Annotated in this window: 13 protein-coding genes; 8 read left to right on the top strand and 5 right to left on the bottom strand. The window is 61.3% G+C overall.

Going from position 1 to position 19,241, the window contains the following annotated elements:
• Positions 1-47: 47 nt before the first annotated feature.
• From gluQRS to thpR, 4 genes are all read right to left on the bottom strand, one after another.
• Positions 48-959 carry a tRNA glutamyl-Q(34) synthetase GluQRS gene (gene gluQRS, locus H7A77_RS03250; RefSeq protein WP_033644703.1) on the bottom strand — a complete coding sequence of 304 codons (912 nt, stop codon included), beginning with the start codon at positions 957-959 and terminating at the stop codon, positions 48-50.
• 195 nt (positions 960-1,154) lie between these two features.
• A complete protein-coding gene (gene dksA / locus H7A77_RS03245) occupies positions 1,155-1,610 on the bottom strand; it encodes an RNA polymerase-binding protein DksA (protein WP_004937569.1) in 456 nt (151 codons plus the stop codon).
• Positions 1,611-1,793: 183 nt separating this feature from the next.
• Positions 1,794-2,501, bottom strand: a complete 708-nt coding sequence (gene sfsA / locus H7A77_RS03240; protein ID WP_004937572.1) for a DNA/RNA nuclease SfsA — start codon at positions 2,499-2,501, stop codon at positions 1,794-1,796.
• Positions 2,498-3,040: an RNA 2',3'-cyclic phosphodiesterase gene (thpR, locus tag H7A77_RS03235; RefSeq protein ID WP_089192239.1), complete on the bottom strand. Its 543-nt coding sequence runs from the start codon at positions 3,038-3,040 to the stop codon at positions 2,498-2,500. The genes sfsA and thpR overlap by 4 nt, the downstream gene beginning before the upstream one ends.
• Positions 3,041-3,230: 190 nt before the next feature.
• Here thpR and hrpB point away from each other — a divergent pair, with 190 nt between their 5' ends.
• The 7 genes from hrpB (at position 3,231) to H7A77_RS03200 (ending at position 14,925) form a co-directional block, all read left to right on the top strand.
• Positions 3,231-5,669: an ATP-dependent helicase HrpB gene (gene hrpB / locus H7A77_RS03230; RefSeq protein WP_182073816.1), complete on the top strand. Its 2,439-nt coding sequence runs from the start codon at positions 3,231-3,233 to the stop codon at positions 5,667-5,669.
• Positions 5,670-5,787: 118 nt separating this feature from the next.
• On the top strand, positions 5,788-8,280 hold the full coding sequence (gene mrcB / locus H7A77_RS03225) for a bifunctional glycosyl transferase/transpeptidase (RefSeq protein WP_182073815.1): 2,493 nt from the start codon (positions 5,788-5,790) through the stop codon (positions 8,278-8,280).
• A gap of 251 nt (positions 8,281-8,531) precedes the next feature.
• Positions 8,532-10,724 carry a ferrichrome porin FhuA gene (fhuA, locus tag H7A77_RS03220; protein ID WP_182073814.1) on the top strand — a complete coding sequence of 731 codons (2,193 nt, stop codon included), beginning with the start codon at positions 8,532-8,534 and terminating at the stop codon, positions 10,722-10,724.
• A 47-nt stretch (positions 10,725-10,771) separates the two neighbouring features.
• The gene (gene fhuC, locus H7A77_RS03215) at positions 10,772-11,569 is read left to right on the top strand and encodes a Fe3+-hydroxamate ABC transporter ATP-binding protein FhuC (RefSeq protein ID WP_033651341.1); all 798 of its coding nucleotides are present in this window, start codon (positions 10,772-10,774) and stop codon (positions 11,567-11,569) included.
• Positions 11,569-12,477 (top strand): Fe(3+)-hydroxamate ABC transporter substrate-binding protein FhuD, encoded by a 909-nt coding sequence (fhuD, locus tag H7A77_RS03210; protein WP_164106403.1) that lies wholly within the window; start codon positions 11,569-11,571, stop codon positions 12,475-12,477. The genes fhuC and fhuD overlap by 1 nt, the downstream gene beginning before the upstream one ends.
• On the top strand, positions 12,474-14,462 hold the full coding sequence (fhuB, locus tag H7A77_RS03205; RefSeq protein WP_182073813.1) for a Fe(3+)-hydroxamate ABC transporter permease FhuB: 1,989 nt from the start codon (positions 12,474-12,476) through the stop codon (positions 14,460-14,462). Before fhuD ends, fhuB begins: the two co-directional genes overlap by 4 nt.
• Positions 14,463-14,772: 310 nt before the next feature.
• Positions 14,773-14,925 carry a Hok/Gef family protein gene (locus H7A77_RS03200; RefSeq protein WP_004937610.1) on the top strand — a complete coding sequence of 51 codons (153 nt, stop codon included), beginning with the start codon at positions 14,773-14,775 and terminating at the stop codon, positions 14,923-14,925.
• A 124-nt stretch (positions 14,926-15,049) separates the two neighbouring features.
• Here H7A77_RS03200 and metK read toward each other — a convergent pair whose 3' ends face one another.
• Positions 15,050-16,204: a methionine adenosyltransferase gene (gene metK, locus H7A77_RS03195; protein WP_033644710.1), complete on the bottom strand. Its 1,155-nt coding sequence runs from the start codon at positions 16,202-16,204 to the stop codon at positions 15,050-15,052.
• A gap of 908 nt (positions 16,205-17,112) precedes the next feature.
• On the opposite strand from metK, the gene speA reads away from it, so the two are divergent.
• A complete protein-coding gene (speA, locus tag H7A77_RS03185; protein ID WP_028127388.1) occupies positions 17,113-19,089 on the top strand; it encodes a biosynthetic arginine decarboxylase in 1,977 nt (658 codons plus the stop codon).
• Positions 19,090-19,241: the final 152 nt, after the last annotated feature.

The following is a 19,241-nucleotide window of genomic DNA, read 5'->3' as shown; positions in this document are numbered from 1 at the left end:
GTGACTGATAAAAATGGAGCTAACAAAAAATAGCGGCTAATCATAGCTCACCATGGCTCCTTTGAGAATGCCGGCGTGTTTTCATCCAGAGGGATAGCCTCCTGACGCGGCACGTTTTCCAACCGCCAGTGTTCGATCGCCCAGCTCAATAATAATGGCAGGTCAAGATCTTGCCAGCTTTCCGGCAGCGGTTGGCGCAGAAATTTCAGCGCGGCGATCAGCACCGGTCGCGGATCGCCAGCGGGCAACGCCGGCGCATGGTTTTGCTTCGACAGTTTGATGCCGTTGGCACCCAGCGCCAGCGGCAGATGCACATAGGCGGGCACCGGCGCCTGCAGCTGGCGGTAAAGGGCAATTTGGCGCACCGTCGGTTCGATCAGATCGGCGCCGCGGACAATCTCGGTCACGCCCTGAAAATGGTCGTCGATCACCACCGCCAGGTTGTAAGCGAACAGCCCGTCGCGGCGGCGAATGATAAAGTCTTCTCCCGCCAGCGCCGGATCGGCGTGCAATTCTCCCTGCAGGCGATCGTGGAACCGGTAAACGGGGGCGGTCTGACGCAAGCGGATGGCGGCGCCCTGCGGGCCGAGCTGCAAATCGCGGCAGTGGCCGTCGTACAATCCGCCGATTTGCTGGATGCGGCTGCGGGTGCAGGTGCAGTAATAGCTGAGCCCCTGGCGCTGCAACAGATCCAGCGCGGCGCGATAGGCGTCGTGACGTTGGGATTGATAGATGACCTGGCCGTCCCAGTGGAGACCATAATGTTCCAGCGCGGACAGGATGCGAGCGGCGGCGCCGGGGACTTCGCGCGGCGGGTCGATATCTTCGATGCGAACCAGCCACTGCCCGCGTTGGGCGCGAGCCTGAAGGTAGCTTCCCAGAGCGGCAATCAGCGAGCCGAAATGCAGATCCCCGGAAGGCGATGGGGCAAAGCGCCCCACATAATGACTTTCTTGCATATCAGAGGGGAGGGGTTCCCTTTTCTCTGTGCGGCGCACGCGGATGCGCACGCCGCAGCGGTAACATACTCGTTATGCTTGAAACTGCATCTGTGTTAGCTGCGCCTGCTTACCCGAATCACTTACTTGAGTAAGCTCATCGGCATGCGCATTCTTGCCGCCTTGATGCAGCTCCAATCATGTAGAGTAGCGGTATTAGCCGGCCATCTGCTTTTCGCGGATCTCAGCCAGCGTCTTGCAGTCGATGCACAGATCGGCGGTCGGACGCGCTTCGAGGCGACGAATACCGATCTCCACGCCACAAGATTCGCAGTAGCCGAAATCATCGTCTTCCACTTTCTTCAGCGTTTTCTCGATCTTTTTGATCAGTTTGCGTTCACGGTCACGGTTACGCAGTTCAAGGCTGAACTCTTCTTCCTGAGTAGCGCGGTCGGCCGGATCAGGGAAGTTGGCTGCCTCTTCTTGCATATGCGATACAGTACGGTCCACTTCGTCCCTGAGCTGGTTGCGCCACGCTTCAAGAATGCGCTTGAAATGCGACAACTGGGCGTCGTTCATGTACTCTTCGCCCGGCTTCTCTTGGTACGGCTCCACCCCAGCGATGGCGAGAATGCTCAAGGACGAGGTTTTACGGTTTTGCCCTTCTTGCATGTTGCTTCTCCTACATACACACGCACTATCGAATCCCCAATGCGGGGGAAAAACAGGCCGCTATAAATAACAGAAGGAAGGTAGGTTGGCAATTATTCCTGTCGCCCGCTTGACAATCGTGTGAAGGAAGGCGTATTTGGCGATCGTGCTGGCCGGTTGTCTATTTATAGGGACCCGGCTGCGCTAATCGATAAAAAACGGCAGCTTATCGCAGAGATAAATACCGTCAGGTGATAATTTTGCCCCATAGCAAACCACTTCCACTCCCAACTGCCGGACCTGTGCCAACAGCGCCGCATAGCGCTCATCTATATGATGTGCCGGTGCGACCTGCTCAATACCGCTGTGTAACACGGCAAAGAACAATACCGCCCGTTGCCCGCTTTCAACCACGCTGAGCAACTCACGCAGGTGCTTTTGCCCTCTGAGCGTTACCGCATCAGGAAAGTAACCACGTTGTTGTTGCAGTAATGTGACTGACTTAACTTCAATATAGCAGTTAACCCGATTTTCTGCCTGTAATAACAAATCGATACGGCTGTTTTCACCGCCGTATTTCACTTCGCCGCTAATTTTACTGTAACCGGATAATTCATTGATTAAATTGTGTTCGATCGCCTCGCGCACCAGCGCGTTGGCGCGCAGGGTATTGACGCAGATCCAGTGCCCCTGTTGGGTATGGGTCAGCTCCCAGCTGTGGGCGTATTTGCGTTTGGGGTTGTCCGAGGTGGAGTACCACACGGTGTCGCCGGGCGTGGCGCAGCCGGTCATGGCGCCGGTATTGGCGCAGTGCAGCGTAAAGGTTTCCCCTTCCGGGGTGATCACGTCAGCCAGAAAGCGTTTGTAACGTTTGATCAGCGTGGCGGAGCGCAGCGGTGGAGAAAAAATCATGGGGATGCCTGCTTGGCCAGCGGCCACTGTTCAAGGTGTTGGTAACGGGTGCGGCCGTTTTCGAACACCGACTCATACAAGGAAAAGGCGTCGGCGCTGAACGCCCAGCCCGGCGTCGCCGGCGGGATCGCCACCGGCTGGGTGGCGGCGCGCAGCAGCGTGATGTGCGGATGGAACGGCAGCGCGCTTTGATGGCAGCCGCTGCGTGCGGCCTGCGAACGCAGCAGCTCGGCCAACTGCAGCAACCCGCGCGGCGCGCGGCGGGTGCCGAGCCAGACCACGCCGGGGCGCGGCCAATGGCCGAGATCGTCGAGCCGCATGCTGAAGCCGGGTTGAGCGATGCGGCCGGCCAACTTACGCAGCGCCAGTTCTTTCTGTGCGCTGACTTCACCGAGAAACGCCAGCGTCAGGTGCAAATTGGCCGCCACCACCGGCCGACCGGCCTCAGGTGCAAACGCCTCGGCGCGCCAGCGGACCACCTGCTGCTGCAGGGCGTCAGGCAAGGACAGGGCGAAAAACAGGCGGCGCGAATTGGACATAAAGGCTCGGCAAATGCATGACAATACGGTCGGGAACAGCGGTAAACGTTACTGGCAGCGGCCCCGCGAGGGGCGCGGCGCACGAATGAGCTCCGTACTATAGCTAACGCCGCAACAGTTTGAAAGGTTACGGGGATAAAGCTAATGCTACACTGTACGCCGTTTAACGCTAACCACTACGGAGAATTCAGTGTCTTCATTGCCCGTCAGCGCAGTGCTCGATGAGTTGCTGGCTGCGCTGCAGTCTGCCCCGCAGGTGCTGTTGCACGCCCCGACCGGTGCCGGTAAATCCACCTGGCTGCCGCTGCAGCTCCTGGCGAAGGCCGGGTTGCCGGGGCGCATTATCATGCTGGAGCCGCGGCGGCTGGCGGCGAAAAACGTCGCTTACCGCCTGGCACAGCAACTGGGGGAGGAGCCCGGCCAGACCGTGGGCTACCGCATGCGCGCCGAAAACAAAAGCGGGCCGCAGACCCGGCTGGAAGTGGTGACGGAAGGCATTCTCACCCGCATGCTGCAGCAGGATGCCGAGCTGCAGGGCGTGTCGCTGGTGATCCTCGATGAATTTCACGAACGCAGTCTGCAGGCCGATTTGGCGCTGGCGTTGCTGCTCGACGTGCAGCAAGGGCTGCGCGACGATCTGAAACTGTTGATCATGTCGGCCACGCTGGATAACGCCCGTATGACGCAACTGCTGCCGCAGGCGCCGGTGGTAGTGTCCGAGGGGCGCAGTTTCCCGGTTGAACGCCTGTATCAGCCGTTGGCCAGCCATCAGCGGCTGGAGGATGGCGTAGCGGCGGCGGTGAAGCGCATGCTGGCCGAACAGCCGGGGTCTTTGCTGCTGTTCCTGCCGGGCGTAGCGGAGATCAACCGGGTGCTGGAGCGTTTGACCGGCGAAGTGGCGAGTGATACCGATCTTTGCCCGCTGTATGGCGCTCTGCCTCTGGCGCAACAGCAAAAAGCGATTCAGCCGGCGGCGCCGGGCCGCCGCAAAGTGGTGTTGGCGACCAACATCGCCGAGACCAGCCTGACGATCGAGGGCATTCGGCTGGTGGTGGACAGCGGTCTGGAGCGCGTGGCGCGCTACGACGTGCGCAACGGTCTGACGCGGCTGGCGACACAGCGCATCAGTCAGGCCTCGATGGTGCAGCGCGCCGGGCGCGCCGGGCGTCTGGAACCGGGCATTTGCTGGCATCTGTTCGCCAAAGAGCAGGCGGAGCGCGCGGTGGAACATGCTGAGCCGGAAATTTTACAGAGCGATCTCACCGGCTTCTGGCTCGAGCTGCTGCAGTGGGGGTGCCATGATCCGGCGCAGCTGACCTGGCTTGACGCGCCTCCGGCAGCGGCATTGGCGGCGGCCAGGGCGTTGCTGCACCGGCTGGGAGCCACGGATGACGGCGACAAACTCACCGCGCCGGGGCGCCAAATGGCCGCTCTGGGATGTGAACCGCGGCTGGCGGCGATGCTGGTCGCCGGCTCGGCGCTGAGCGCCGACGACCTGGCGACGGCCGCGTTGCTGGCGGCATTGCTGGAAGAACCGCCGCGCGGCGGGCAGATGGATATCGGTTATTGGCTGAGCCGCCCGCAGCCGAACTGGCGGCAGCGCGCCGCGCAGTTGACCAAACGCCTGCCGCAACGTGCGGGGCAAGTCGACGTCGATCTGGCGCCGCGCCTGTTGGCGCAGGCATTTACCGATCGCATCGCCCAGCGCCGAGGCCAGGACGGCCGTTACCTGCTGGCCAACGGTCTGGGGGCGGCAATGAACCAGGACGAGGCGCTGTCGCGCGCGTCCTGGCTCATCGTTCCCAGCCTGTTGCTGGGCCACAACAGCCCCGATGCGCGCATCCTGCTGGCGTTGCCGGTGGACATCGAAGCGCTGGCGGCGCAGCTGCCGGCGATTGTCATGCAGCGCACGGCGGTGGAATGGGATGAAGAGAAGGGCACGTTGCGCGCCTGGAAGCGCCAGCAGATCGGTCGTCTGACGCTGCGCGCGCAGCCGCTGGCCAAACCGGCGGACGAAGAGCTGCAGCAGGCGCTGCTCGACTGGGTGCGTGCGCAGGGGCTGGCGGTGCTCAACTGGGAGGGCGCCGCCGAACAATTGCGGGTGCGCCTGCAGTGCGCGCAAGCCTGGCTGCCGGAAGCGGAGTGGCCGGCGATGGATGAAGAGCCGCTGCTGGCGGCGCTGGAGCAGTGGCTGCTGCCGTCGCTGAACGGCGTGCGCGATCTGCGCGGATTGAAGCAGGTCAACCTCGCCGAGGCGTTGTCCCGGCTGTTGGACTGGCAGCAAAAACAGCGGCTGGATAATGCATTACCCACTCATTACACTGTGCCGACCGGCAGCCGCCTACCGATCCGTTATGAGGCCGGCAAACCGCCGGCGCTGGCGGTGCGTTTGCAGGAAATGTTCGGCGAGCAGCGCAGCCCGATGTTGGCGGAGGGTCGCATCCCGGTAGTGCTTGAGTTACTCTCACCGGCGCACCGGCCGTTGCAAATCACCGGCGATCTGGCGGCCTTCTGGCAAGGCGCCTACCGCGAGGTGCAAAAAGAGATGAAGGGCCGCTATCCGAAACACGTGTGGCCGGACGATCCGGCCACGGCGGCCCCGACGCGCCGAACGAAGAAATATCAGTAGGCCGCGATCGTTTAAGGTTTGGAATTCAGATGTTTCTTCTGTTCAGCGCCACGGCGTCGGCACAGATTAAGCGACTCATTATGGCCGGCAGTGTCGGCAAGCTCGGAGAACAACAGCCATGGCTGGGGATGACCGCGAGCCCATCGGGCGCAAAGGAAAACAACCAAAAAGCACCGCGTCGCGCAAGCCGCCGCGCCGTCGCCGAGACGACGATTATGACGATTACGAAGAAGACGAGTATGACGATGACGAGTATGAAGAGGAGGAGGAACGCATGCCGCGTAAGGTGAAAGCGACTCCGCCGCGTAAAAAACGCCGCTGGCTCGGCCTGTTTATCAAACTGATCCTGGTGCTCGCCGTCCTGTTGGCGATCTATGGCGTCTACCTGGACTCGCAGATCCGCAGCCGCATCGACGGCAAAGTCTGGCAGCTGCCGGCGGCGGTGTACGGCCGCATGGTCAACCTGGAACCGGGCATGCCGTACAGCAAGAAGGAGATGGTTAACCTGCTGGAAGGCATGCAGTACCGCCAGGTCAGCCGCATGACGCGTCCGGGCGAGTTTACCGTGCAGGCCAACAGCATCGAGATGCTGCGCCGTCCGTTCGACTTCCCGGATGGTAAAGAAGGGCAGATCCGCGCCCGCCTCGATTTCCAGAATAACCGCCTGGCGAAGATCGAAAACCTGGACAGCGGCCGCAGCTTCGGCTTCTTCCGCCTCGACCCGCGTCTGATCACCATGCTGCAGTCGCCGAACGGCGAACAGCGGCTGTTCGTGCCGCGCTCCGGTTTCCCGGATCTGTTGGTGGATACGTTGATCGCCACGGAAGACCGCCACTTCTATGAGCATGACGGCATCAGCCCGTACTCCATCGGCCGCGCGGTGCTGGCCAACCTGACCGCCGGCCGCGCGGTGCAGGGCGGCAGCACCCTGACGCAGCAGCTGGTGAAGAACCTGTTCCTGACCAACGAACGTTCGCTGTGGCGTAAGGCCAACGAAGCCTATATGGCGCTGTTGGTGGATTACCGTTACAGCAAAGACCGCATCCTGGAGCTGTATCTGAACGAGGTATACCTCGGCCAGAGCGGCAGCGACCAGATCCGCGGCTTCCCGCTGGCCAGCCTGTATTACTTCGGCCGCCCGGTGGATGAGCTGAGCCTCGATCAACAGGCGTTGCTGGTCGGCATGGTCAAGGGCGCGTCGCTGTACAACCCGTGGCGTAACCCGAAACTGGCGCTGGAACGCCGCAATTTGGTGCTCAAACTGCTGCAGAACCAGGGCGTGATCGACGGCGAGCTGTATGACATGCTGAGCGCGCGTCCGCTGGGCGTGCAGCCGAAAGGCGGCGTCATTACGCCGCAGCCGGCGTTTATGCAGATGGTGCGTCAGGAACTGCAGACCAAGCTGGGCGATAAGGTGAATGACCTGTCCGGCGTGAAGATCTTCACCACGCTGGATCCGGTGTCGCAAGACGCGGCGGAAAAAGCGGTTGAAGACGGCATCCCGGCGCTGCGCGCTGCGCGTCACCTGCAGGATCTGGAAGCGGCGATGGTGATCGTCGATCGCTTCAGCGGTGAAGTGCGCGCCATGGTCGGCGGCGCCAACCCGCAGTTCGCCGGTTTCAACCGCGCCATGCAGGCGCGACGCCTGGTCGGCTCGCTGGCCAAACCGCCGACGTACCTGACCGCGCTGTCCGAGCCGGACAAATACCGCCTCAACACCTGGCTGGCGGATGCGCCGCTGTCGCTGAAACAGCCGAACGGCGCCGTCTGGCAGCCGAACAACTACGATCGCAAATTCCGCGGTCAGGTGATGCTGGTGGATGCGTTGGCCAACTCGCTGAACGTGCCGACGGTGAACCTCGGCCTGTCGGTTGGGCTGGATCAGATCAGCGCCACGCTGCAACGCCTGGGGATCCCGAAAGCGGAGATCAATCCGGTGCCTTCGATGCTGCTGGGGGCGATCGGCCTGACGCCAATGGAAGTGGCGCAGGAATACCAGACCATCGCCAGCGGCGGTAACCGTGCGCCGCTGTCGGCGGTGCGTTCGGTGATCGCCGAAGACGGCACGGTGCTGTACCAGAGCTTCCCGCAGGCGGAGCGCATGGTGCCGGCGCAGGCCGCTTACCTGACGCTGTACGCGATGCAGCAGGGCGTGGCGCGCGGGACCTCCCGCTCGCTGTCGGTGAAGTTCCCGAACTACAACCTGGCGGCGAAAACCGGTACCACCAACGATCTGCGCGACAGCTGGTTCGCCGGCATCGACGGCAAGGAAGTGGCGATCGCCTGGGTCGGGCGCGATAACAACGGCCCGGCCAAGCTGACCGGCGCCAACGGCGCGTTGACCCTGTATCGCCGCTATCTGGAAAATCAGACGCCGCTGCCGCTGATGCTGCAGCCGCCGGAAGGCATTAACCAGATGAGCATCGACTCCGCCGGCAACTTTATCTGCGGCGGCGGCAGCTGGCGCACCATCCCGGTCTGGACCGACAATCCGCAGGGACTGTGTCAGGCCAGCCAGGCGGCGGTGCAGCAACTGCAGCAACCGGCGGCGGGTGAGCAAAAAGATGGCGATGGCGTCGCCGGCTGGATCAAGGATATGTTCGGTCAGTAATTGCTGCCGGGGCGTCGGCCCCGGCGAAAATTTTTGCTTTGTTATTAAGCCCGTAACCTTGGTTGCGGGCTTTTTTATTTTTCCGCTCGTTTTATTTCCCTGTTAACCACAAGGCTAAGCGCCTAATCCTTAACCTATTTGCCCTATGAATTCGGCTTGCAGTTTAATTTGGCTTCTGCATAAAATGCGACGCTTATAATAATTATTATCGTTTACATTCGTCATTTAATAATTCATCAGAGAAATAAATCATGCTGACCAAGCGTCTTTCATCATCCGCGGCCAAGCAGGGCCGTCTCCCCGTCAGCGCGTTAGCGATCACCGTCGCTGCGGCGTTGGGTACGCTGGCGATGCCGGCTTTTTCCGCCGACGCCAAGCCGGCCGCCAAGGAAGACACGATTACCGTTGTGGGCAGCAGCAACACCGCCCAGCAGGAAAGCGCCTGGGGGCCGGTCGGCACCTATGTCGCCAAGCGCAGCGCCACCGGCACCAAAACCGATACGCCGATCGAGAAGAACCCGCAGTCCGTTTCCGTGGTAACGCGTGAAGAGATGGACATGCGCCAGCCGGATACGGTGAAAGGCGCGCTGGCCTATGCGCCGGGCGTATTCGCCAGCCGCGGCAGCTCCACGACCTATGACGCGGTGGCGATCCGCGGCTTCCCGGCCACCAACACCACTCAGTATCTGGATGGCCTGCGGCTGCTGGGCGATAACTACAGCGAAGCGTCCATCGATCCTTATTTCCTCGAGCGTGCCGAGCTGCTGCGCGGCCCGGTCTCGGTGCTGTACGGCAAAAGCAACCCCGGCGGCCTGGTCGCCCTGGTCAGCAAGCGGCCAACCACCGAGCCGCTGCGCGAAATTCAGTTCAAAATGGGCACCGATAACCTGTTCCAAACCGGTTTCGATTTCAGCGACGCGCTGGACGATCAGGGTATCTATTCTTACCGCCTGACCGGCCTGGCGAAAGACAGCGATTCGCAGCAGAGCATGAGCAAAGAGAAGCGCTATGCGATCGCGCCGTCCTTTAGCTGGCGCCCGGATGACAAAACCAACTTCACGCTGTTGGCCAACATTCAAAACGATCCTTATACCGGTTATTACGGCTGGCTGCCGAAGCAGGGCACGCTGATCCCGCTGCCGAACGGCGGTAAGCTGCCGACCGATTTCAACGAAGGCGAAGCCAGCAACTATATGGCGCACAAGCAGCGGATGATCGGCTACAGCTTCGAACATGCCTTCAACGATACCTGGGCGGTGCGCCAGAATCTGCGCTATCTGCAGGTGGACACCGACATGAAGAGCATCTACGGATTCGGCTTGTCATCACCGACGACGATCAATCGCCTCTATGTTCAATCGAAGGAACACCTGAACAACTTCTCTGTAGATACTCAGGCACAAGCGAAGGTGAAAACGGGGCAGATCGATCACACCTTATTGTTTGGGGTGGATTACTCACGCATGCGTAACGACATTAATGCTATTTATGGCAGCGCCAGCCCTCTGAGCATGACTCATCCGCAGTATGGCAATGATGCTATTGAGGTGGGTTCTTATTACAACTTCTTGAACCGTCAGGAGCAAACCGGCCTGTATGTGCAGGAGCAAGGGGAGTGGAATCAGTGGCTGTTGACGCTGGGCGGGCGCTATGACTGGGCGAAGACCTCCGCTTACAACCGTGATGCGAGTTCGACGAGCCAGCAGACCGACCGGCAGTTCACCTGGCGCGGCGGCCTGAACTATCTGTTCGACAACGGCGTGACGCCGTATTTCAGCTACAGCGAGTCGTTTGAGCCGAATTTGGGCACGACGCAAGGGGGCAGTACGTTCAAACCTTCGATCGGCAAGCAGTATGAAGCCGGCGTGAAATACGTGCCGAAGGATCGCCCAATCGTGCTGACCGGCGCGCTGTATCAGCTGACCAAGAACAACAACCTGACACCGGATCCGGATAACGCGCAGTTCAGCGTGCAGAGTGGCGAGATCCGTTCGCGCGGCGTGGAGCTGGAAGCCAAGGCGGCGTTGAATGCCAACGTCAACCTGATCGCCTCCTATACCTACACCGATGCGAAGTACACCAAGGACAACACCTATCAGGGCAAACCGACCGTCGAAGTGCCGAAACACATGGCGTCGCTGTGGGCGGATTATACCTTCCACGAAACAGCGGTGAGCGGTTTGACGCTGGGTTCCGGCGTGCGTTACGTTGGCTCCAGCTCGAGCTTCAACAGCGATAACACCACCTTCAAGGTGCCGGACTACACGCTGGTGGACGCCACCATTAAATACGATCTGGCGCGCTTTGGCCTGCCGGGCTCGTCCGTGGGCGTCAACATCAACAACCTGTTCGACAAGACTTACGTATCGAGCTGCTACCGCGACTACGCCTGCTACTGGGGCGCAGAACGCCAGGTGGTCGCCACCGCAACCTTCCGTTTCTAACCGGATAGCCGGGGCGGCGGCGCGTCGCCCCGGAAAAAGCAGGATCTATGCAGGACAAACTTCTTAATCCCGGCGCGACGTTCGCGCTGGATAACGCCAGCTTCGCCGTTCCCGGCCGGGTGCTGTTGCAACCGCTGTCGCTCCGTTTTCCTCAGGGCAAAGTCTGCGGCCTGATCGGCCATAACGGTTCCGGTAAATCCACCCTGTTGAAACTGCTCGGGCGGCACCATGCGCCCAGCGGCGGTCAGGTCTTGCTCAATCGGCAGCCGTTGGCGCAGTGGGACAGCAAATCCTTCGCCCGCCAGGTGGCCTACCTGCCGCAGCAGTTGCCGGCGGCGGAAGGCATGACGGTGCGCGAGCTGGTGGCCGTCGGCCGCTATCCGTGGCATGGCGCGCTGGGGCGTTTTGGCGCCAACGATCGCCAACAGGTGGAAGAGGCTATCGCGCTGGTGGGGCTGAAGCCGTTCGCCCACCGCCTGGTGGACAGCCTGTCCGGCGGCGAGCGCCAACGCGCCTGGCTGGCGATGATGGTGGCGCAGGACAGCCGCTGCCTGTTGCTCGACGAGCCGACGTCGGCGCTGGACATCGCGCACCAGGTCGAGGTGCTGGCGCTGATCCAGCGCCTGAGCCGCGAACGCGATCTCACGGTGATCGCCGTACTGCACGACATCAATATGGCGGCGCGCTACTGCGACCATTTGGTGGCGCTGCGCGGCGGTGACATGATCGCCCAGGGCGGCCCGCTGGAACTGATGCAGGGGCCGGTGCTGGAGCAAATTTACGGTATTCCTATGGGCACGTTGCCGCATCCGAGCGGCGGCGCGCCGGTGAGTTTTGTCTACTGATGTCCTCTGCATTCACTTCTTCTCACGATCCGCTGCGCCGCCGCCTGTTGATGGCGCTGGCGCTGTCGCCGCTGTTGGGATCGTTGCCCGGGCGAGCGGCGGATGCGCCGCCGGATATCGCGCGCGTTGCGGCACTGGAATGGCTGCCGATCGAGCTGCTGTTGGCATTGGGCGTGACGCCGCTGGCGGTGGCCGATGTCCATAACTACAACCTGTGGGTGGCGGAGCCGAAGCTGCCGACGACGGTCGTCGACGTCGGCCAGCGCACTGAACCGAATCTCGAACTGCTGCAGCAGCTCCAGCCTTCGCTGGTGTTGCTGTCGCAAGGCTATGGCCCGACGCCGCGCAAAATCAAACCCATCGCGCCAACCATGAGCTTCGGCTTCAACGACGGCAGCGGCAAACCGCTGACCGTCGCCCGCCAGTCGCTGCTGGCGCTGGGGCAACGATTAGGCATAGAAAGCCGGGCGATAAACCACCTGGCGCAGTTCGACAGCTTTATGCAGGATGCGCGCCAGCGCCTGCAAAGCTACACCCGGCAACCGTTGCTGCTGTTTTCCCTGATAGACACCCGCCATGCGTTGATCATCGGTCAAAAAAGCCTGTTCCAGGAAGCGATGGATCAGCTCGGCATCCGCAATGCCTGGCAGGAGCAAACCGACTTTTGGGGCACGGCGGTGGTGGGGATTGAACGGTTGGCCACGGTGCGTAACGCCCGGGTCATTTATCTCGATCACGGTAATCAGGCGATGATGAACAAGGTCAGCGCGACGCCGCTGTGGCAGTCATTGCCTTTTGTGCGGCAAAACCAGCTGCGGCAGGTGCCGGCGGTGTGGTTCTATGGCGCTACGCTGTCGACGATGCGGTTTTGCCGCCTGTTGGCGCAGGCTCAGGAGAGTGCGGCATGAATGCGGGCATCCGGAAATTGCCGCTGACGCTGATCCTGCTGTTGCTGGCGGCGGCCGGCGGTTTGACGATATACAACCTGACGCAGCAGCTGCCACCGGCGCAATGGGCGCGGGCGCTGAGCGCGCCGGACATCGACGACGTGCGGCAAATGCTGTTCCATTACAGCCTGCTGCCGCGGTTGACGGTGTCGCTGTTGGCCGGGGCCGGTCTGGGATTGGTCGGCGTATTGTTCCAGCAGGTGTTGCGCAATCCGTTGGCGGAACCGTCGACGCTCGGCGTGGCCGCCGGCGCGCAGCTCGGCTTGACCATCGCCACGCTGTGGGTGCTGCCGGGGGGCGAGTTCACTCGTCAGCTGGCCGCTATGGCGGGGGCGCTCGCGGTGGGCGGGCTGGTGTTCGGCGTCGCCTGGGGCAAGCGGATGTCGCCGGTGACGCTGATTCTGGCCGGGCTGGTGCTGGGGCTTTACTGCGGCGCAGTCAACAGCCTGTTGGCGCTGTTTAATTACGATCAGCTGCAGGGCATGTTCCTGTGGGGCACCGGCGCGTTGAACCAACAGGACTGGAGCGCGGTGCAGTTTATCCTGCCGCGTTTGCTGGTGGCCGGTGCGCTGGCGGCGCTATTGCTGCGCCCGCTGACGCTGCTGGGGCTGGACGACGGCGTGGCGCGCAACCTGGGGTTGGGGCTGTCGATGGCGCGCTTCTGCGCCCTGGGGCTGGCCATCATCTTCAGCGCCATGTTGGTGAGCGCGGTGGGCGTTATCGGCTTTATCGGCCTGTTTGCGCCGCTGATGGCGAAGATGCTGGGCGCTCGCCGCCTGGCGCATCGCATGATGTTGGCGCCGTTGCTGGGGGCGTTGCTGCTGTGGCTGACCGATCAGGTGATGATTGGGGTGGCGCAGGTGTGGCGTGAGATCCCGACCGGGGCAGCCACTGCGCTGTTCGGCGCGCCGCTGCTGCTGTGGCTGCTGCCGCGTTTGCGCAGCGCCGCCACGCCGCCACCGATGAACCTTGGCGACAAGGTGCCTGCCGAGCGCGGGAATCTGCCTGGCTGGGCAGCGCTGGCCGGTGCCGTGCTGTTGATCGGCCTGACGTTGGCGCTGATGCTGGGCAAAAACGCCGGCGGCTGGCACTGGAGCCTGGGCGCGGAGCTGGACGCCTTGCTGCCGTGGCGCTGGCCGCGGGTGCTGTCGGCGTTGGCGGCGGGCATGATGTTGGCGGTCGCCGGCACGCTGATCCAGAAGCTGACCGGCAACCCGATGGCCAGCCCGGAAGTGCTGGGCATCAGCTCCGGCGCCGCTTTTGGCGTCGTGATGATGCTGTTTATGGTGCCGGGCGACGCCTTCGTTTGGCTGTTGCCCGCCGGCAGTCTGGGGGCGGCCGTTACGCTGCTGATCATCATGATTGCCGCTGGCCGCGGCGGTTTCTCGACCGAACGCATGTTGCTCGCCGGCATCGCGCTCAGCACCGCCTTTACCACCGTCATCTTCCTGCTGCTGGCCAGCGGCGATCCGCGTATGGGGGGCTTGCTGACCTGGCTCTCCGGTTCAACCTATTCGGTGGAGCCTGCGCAGGCGCTGCGCACCGCGCTGATCGCCGCCGGATTGATGATATTGGCGCCGCTGTGCCGCCGCTGGCTGACCATTCTGCCGCTCGGCGGGGCCACCGCCCGTTCGGTGGGGATTGCGTTGACGCCTGCGCGATTGACCATCCTGTTGTTGGCCGCCACGCTGACCGCCATGGCGACCCTGACCGTGGGGCCGCTGAGCTTTGTCGGGCTGATGGCGCCGCACATGGCGCGCATGTTGGGCTTCCGCCGCGCGCTGCCGCAAATGGTGATCGCCGCGCTGTTGGGCGGTTTGCTGATGGTATTTGCCGACTGGTGCGGGCGGATGCTGCTGTTTCCGTATCAGATCCCCGCGGGGTTACTGGCGACCTTTATCGGCGCGCCGTACTTCGTTTATCTGTTGCGTAAGCAGACGTCGTAAGCTTCACCCCTCCCCTACTTTGCTTTCTCCGCCATCAAGGGCCCAGCGCTGCTGGGCCTTTTTTCAACGCCTTGCAAGGCGTTGCGTGTCGCTGCGCAAGAAAGACATTTAACGTGAAAAGGAACGCGGGAAGAGAGGGGGAGGTGAATATACTGCGGGCGGGTGCTCTGGATCTTTGTCTCTGGAGCTTGCGTGAAAGGAACAAAGAGAAAAGCCCCGAGTCGATATCCATCAACCCGAGGCCTACTCTAACGCACGACAACGTTAAGTTAGCCTCTTACCCGCCGCGAGGCAAGGAGAAGAAGGCATGATGCCGAACAAACGGAGCCTGTTAAAATTGGTGGTTATTTGTGCCACGGTAATATCACTGGCATGGATAACCCGCAGCACGCTGTGCGAGCTGCGTATCCGATCGGGCACTACGGAGGTTGCGGCCATTTTGGCTTACGAATCCGAACGGTAAGGCAACCCGGCGGCGGGGGCTTTGCCTCCGCTGGCCGGCAGTCGATGCGTTGATCCATGAGCACCCATCCGTTCAAAAAAAACGGCGAGCCTTGGCTCGCCGTTTTTCATGTTGATGTCGGGGCTTATTTCAGGCCGGCGGCATCGCGCAGCTGCGCAGCTTTGTCGGTCGCTTCCCATGGGAAGTGTTCGCGGCCGAAGTGGCCGTAGGCGGCGGTTTCGCGGTAGATCGGCTGCAGCAGATCCATCATCTGGATCAGGCCGTATGGGCGCAGATCGAAGAATTCGCGCACCAGCAGCGTCAGTTGTTCGGTTGGCACTTTCTCGGTACCGAAGGTTTCCACCATGATGGAGGTCGGTTCCGCTACGCCGATAGCGTAAGACACCTGGATCTCGCAGCGATCGGCCAGGCCGGCGGCGACGATGTTTTTCGCCACGTAGCGCGCCGCGTATGCCGCGGAACGGTCAACCTTGGACGGGTCCTTACCGGAGAAGGCGCCGCCGCCGTGGCGAGCCATGCCGCCGTAAGTGTCGACGATGATCTTACGGCCGGTCAGGCCGCAGTCGCCCATCGGGCCGCCGATAACGAAACGGCCGGTCGGGTTGATGTGGTATTTGGTGCCCGCCGTCAGCCATTCCGCCGGCAGTACCGGCTTGATGATCTCTTCCATCACCGCTTCTTGCAGATCTTTCAGCGAGATGTCTTCTGAATGCTGGGTGGACAGAACGACGGCGTCGATGCCGACGATTTTGCCGTCGTCGTATTGGAAGGTCACCTGGCTCTTCGCGTCCGGGCGCAGCCACGGCAGGGTGCCGTTCTTACGCACTTCGGATTGGCGCTGCACCAGACGGTGCGCGTAGGTGACAGGCGCAGGCATCAGCACGTCGGTTTCATTGGTGGCGTAGCCAAACATCAAGCCCTGATCGCCGGCGCCCTGCTCGAGAGGATCGGTACGGTCAACGCCCTGATTGATATCCGGGGATTGCTTGCCGATGGCGCTCAACACTGCGCAGGAGTTGGCGTCAAAGCCCATGTCCGAATGAACGTAGCCGATCTCGCGCACGGTCTTGCGGGTGATCTCTTCGATATCGACCCAGGCGCTGGTGGTGATTTCACCGCCGACCAGCACCATACCGGTTTTCACGTAAGTTTCGCAGGCGACGCGCGCTTTCGGATCTTGTTCCAGGATGGCGTCGAGGACGGCATCGGAGATCTGGTCGGCGATTTTATCTGGATGTCCTTCGGAGACGGATTCGGACGTGAAGAGGTGTTTAGCCATTGTGTTCTTTACCTTGCATAAGACGGGTTAGAAATTACTGCACAGCGCTGGAGATCCGGCATCGAAGCGAAGGGTCTTCCGCTGATGGCGCGAGATGCATCCTGCAACGCCCCTCAGGCAAAGCCGTTAAGCAGTTTATCAGTTAACCAGTATAGATGGATTAACATCTGGACGTCTATTTTAGGTCAGGGTTTAGCCAGATTGCCAGTAATTTTTTGCGCTTTCGCTCTTTTGCGCAAACGGGTTGGCGCCATTTTCATCGCTTGAAACAGTTTTCGGCGAATTTTCATTTTGCTTTTTCACCTGCTTACCGGTATAAACTGCGCGCGCGGTTCATTTGCTGCACAGTACGGCGGTCTGGCGTGGGGGAAGGTACGATAAACTTCCGCTTTGCATTCGCCGGCATTGCGCTATTATCCGTCGCGGGCGTTCGCCGTGGCGCCGCCGCTTCATCGAACGGTCACGTTCTTACACTATTTTAGAGGCTGGGTCGTTCACTCCGAACGGCGCGCGTGGAGGTGGTTGGATTAATGATCCGTTGTCTACCGGTTGTTGGTTCTCAACAGCAGTGCCGTTCTGGCGCACATTCTTCTGCTATTTCCCGTCTTGTCTCTCTGTCACTTACCAGGTGCGATAAACACTTGGCCGCTACTCAGGATTCTCGGGCCGGCTAACGGTCGTCTGAAGAACTGAACAAGGGTAGCCTGCAGCCTTCCTGTGGGATGTTTCTTGGCCCGATTCACGAGGTTTGAACAGGGTGTCTTACAATTATATGAGTGATAAACCGATCGCTGACCGCGAACGGCAGTTCTCTTCGCTGCCGCCGGCGCGGCTTGTTGGGTTGTTCTCGCGGGTTGTAGCTGCGATAGTGGCTGACGGTTTCGTCAGTACGGAATGTGAGGCGAACCATGTCTGATGATCTGTTGATTCACCGTCCGCCGGTTGCGGGCGAGTCTTTATCTTTGCGCTCCATGCAGGAGGTTGCCATGAATGATCGTAATGCCAGCAAGATGCTGCGTACTTATAACGTCGCCTACTGGGGCAACAATTACTATGACGTCAACGAGCTGGGCCATATCAGCGTGTGCCCGGATCCGGATGTCCCGCAGGCGCGCGTCGATCTGGCAGAACTGGTGAAAACGCGCCAGAAAGACGGCCAACGTCTGCCGGCACTGTTCTGCTTCCCGCAGATCCTTCAGCATCGCCTGCGCTCTATCAACGCCGCGTTCAAACGCGCGCGTGAGTCCTTCGGTTACCAGGGCGGCTATTTCCTGGTGTATCCGATCAAGGTGAACCAACATCGCCGCGTGATTGAATCGCTGGTGAACTCCGGCGAACCGCTGGGGCTGGAAGCCGGCTCCAAGGCCGAACTGATGGCGGTGCTGGCGCATGCCGGCATGACCCGCTCGGTGATCGTCTGTAATGGTTATAAAGATCGTGAATATATTCGTCTGGCGCTGATCGGGGAAAAGCTGGGGCACAAGGTGTACCTGGTGATCGAGAAGATGTCCGAGATCAATCTGGTGCTGGAAGAAGCCGAACGGCTGAACGTCATACCGCGCCTGGGCGTGCGTGCGCGTCTGGCATCGCAAGGCTCCGGCAAATGGCAGTCGAGCGGCGGCGAAAAATCCAAGTTCGGTCTGGCGGCGGTGCAGGTGCTGAAGCTGGTGGAAACCCTGCGTGAAGCGGGCCGCCTCGACAGCCTGCAGCTGCTGCACTTCCATTTGGGCTCGCAGCTGGCCAATATTCGCGACATCGCCACCGGCGTGCGCGAATCGGCGCGCTTCTACGTTGAGCTGCACAAGCTGGGCGTCAACATTCAGTGCTTCGACGTGGGCGGCGGCTTGGGCGTCGACTACGAAGGCACCCGTTCGCAGTCCGATTGCTCGGTCAACTACGGCCTGAACGAATATGCCAACAACGTGATTTGGGGCATCGGCGACGCCTGTAACGAACACGGCCTGCCGCACCCGACGGTGATCACCGAGTCCGGTCGCGCCGTGACCGCGCACCACACGGTGCTGGTCTCCAACGTGATCGGCGTAGAGCGCAACGAGTTCAGCGAACCGCAGCCGCCGGAAGCCGACGCGCCGCGCGCGCTGGAAAGCATGTGGGAAACCTGGCTGGAAATGAACGAGCCGGAAAACCGCCGCTCGCTGCGCGAATGGCTGCACGACAGCCAGATGGATCTGCACGACGTGCATACCCAATACGCGCACGGCATGCTGGACCTGACCAAGCGCGCCTGGGCCGAGCAGCTGTATCTGAACATCTGCAACAAGATCCAGCAGCAGCTCGATCCGAGCAACCGCGCGCACCGTCCTATCATCGACGAACTGCAAGAGCGCATGGCGGACAAGTTCTACGTCAACTTCTCGCTGTTCCAGTCGATGCCGGATGCCTGGGGCATCGATCAGCTGTTCCCGGTGCTGCCGCTGGAAGGGTTGGATAAGCCGCCGGAAGGCCGTGCGGTGCTGCTCGACATCACCTGCGATTCCGACGGCACCATCGACCATTACGTCGACGGCGACGGCGTGGCGACCACCATGCCGATGCCGCCATACGATCCGGAGAACCCGCCGGCGTTGGGCTTCTTCATGGTCGGTGCGTACCAGGAGATCCTCGGCAACATGCACAACCTGTTCGGCGACACCGCCTCGGTTGACGTGTACGTGTTCCCGGACGGCAGCGTTGAGACCGAGCTGTCCGACGAGGGCGATACCGTAGCGGATATGCTGGAGTACGTGCAGCTCGATCCGAGCGCGCTGCTGTCCAAGTTCCGCGATCAGGTCAAAGAAACCGATCTGGACAGCGAGCTGCAGGCGCAGTTCCTGGAAGAGTTTGAAGCTGGCTTGTACGGCTACACGTATCTGGAAGACGAGTAACCGCCTTCTTCAGGGGGGCGATATCGGCCCCCTTGAAGCATGAACAAAATGCGGCCATAATCTGCTGTATCGGTAGCACCGAAACACACATCGAATAAATCCCTTTCTCGTCGGGCTAACGACGCGGGAGGGATTTTTTTTTGTCACGGCCC

The organism is Serratia sp. ME47 (assembly GCF_903970925.1).
GTDB classification, from domain to species: Bacteria; Pseudomonadota; Gammaproteobacteria; order Enterobacterales; family Enterobacteriaceae; genus Serratia; species Serratia ureilytica.
The sequence above is the reverse complement of the archived record's forward strand: the minus strand, read 5'-3'. Positions and strand labels throughout refer to the sequence as shown.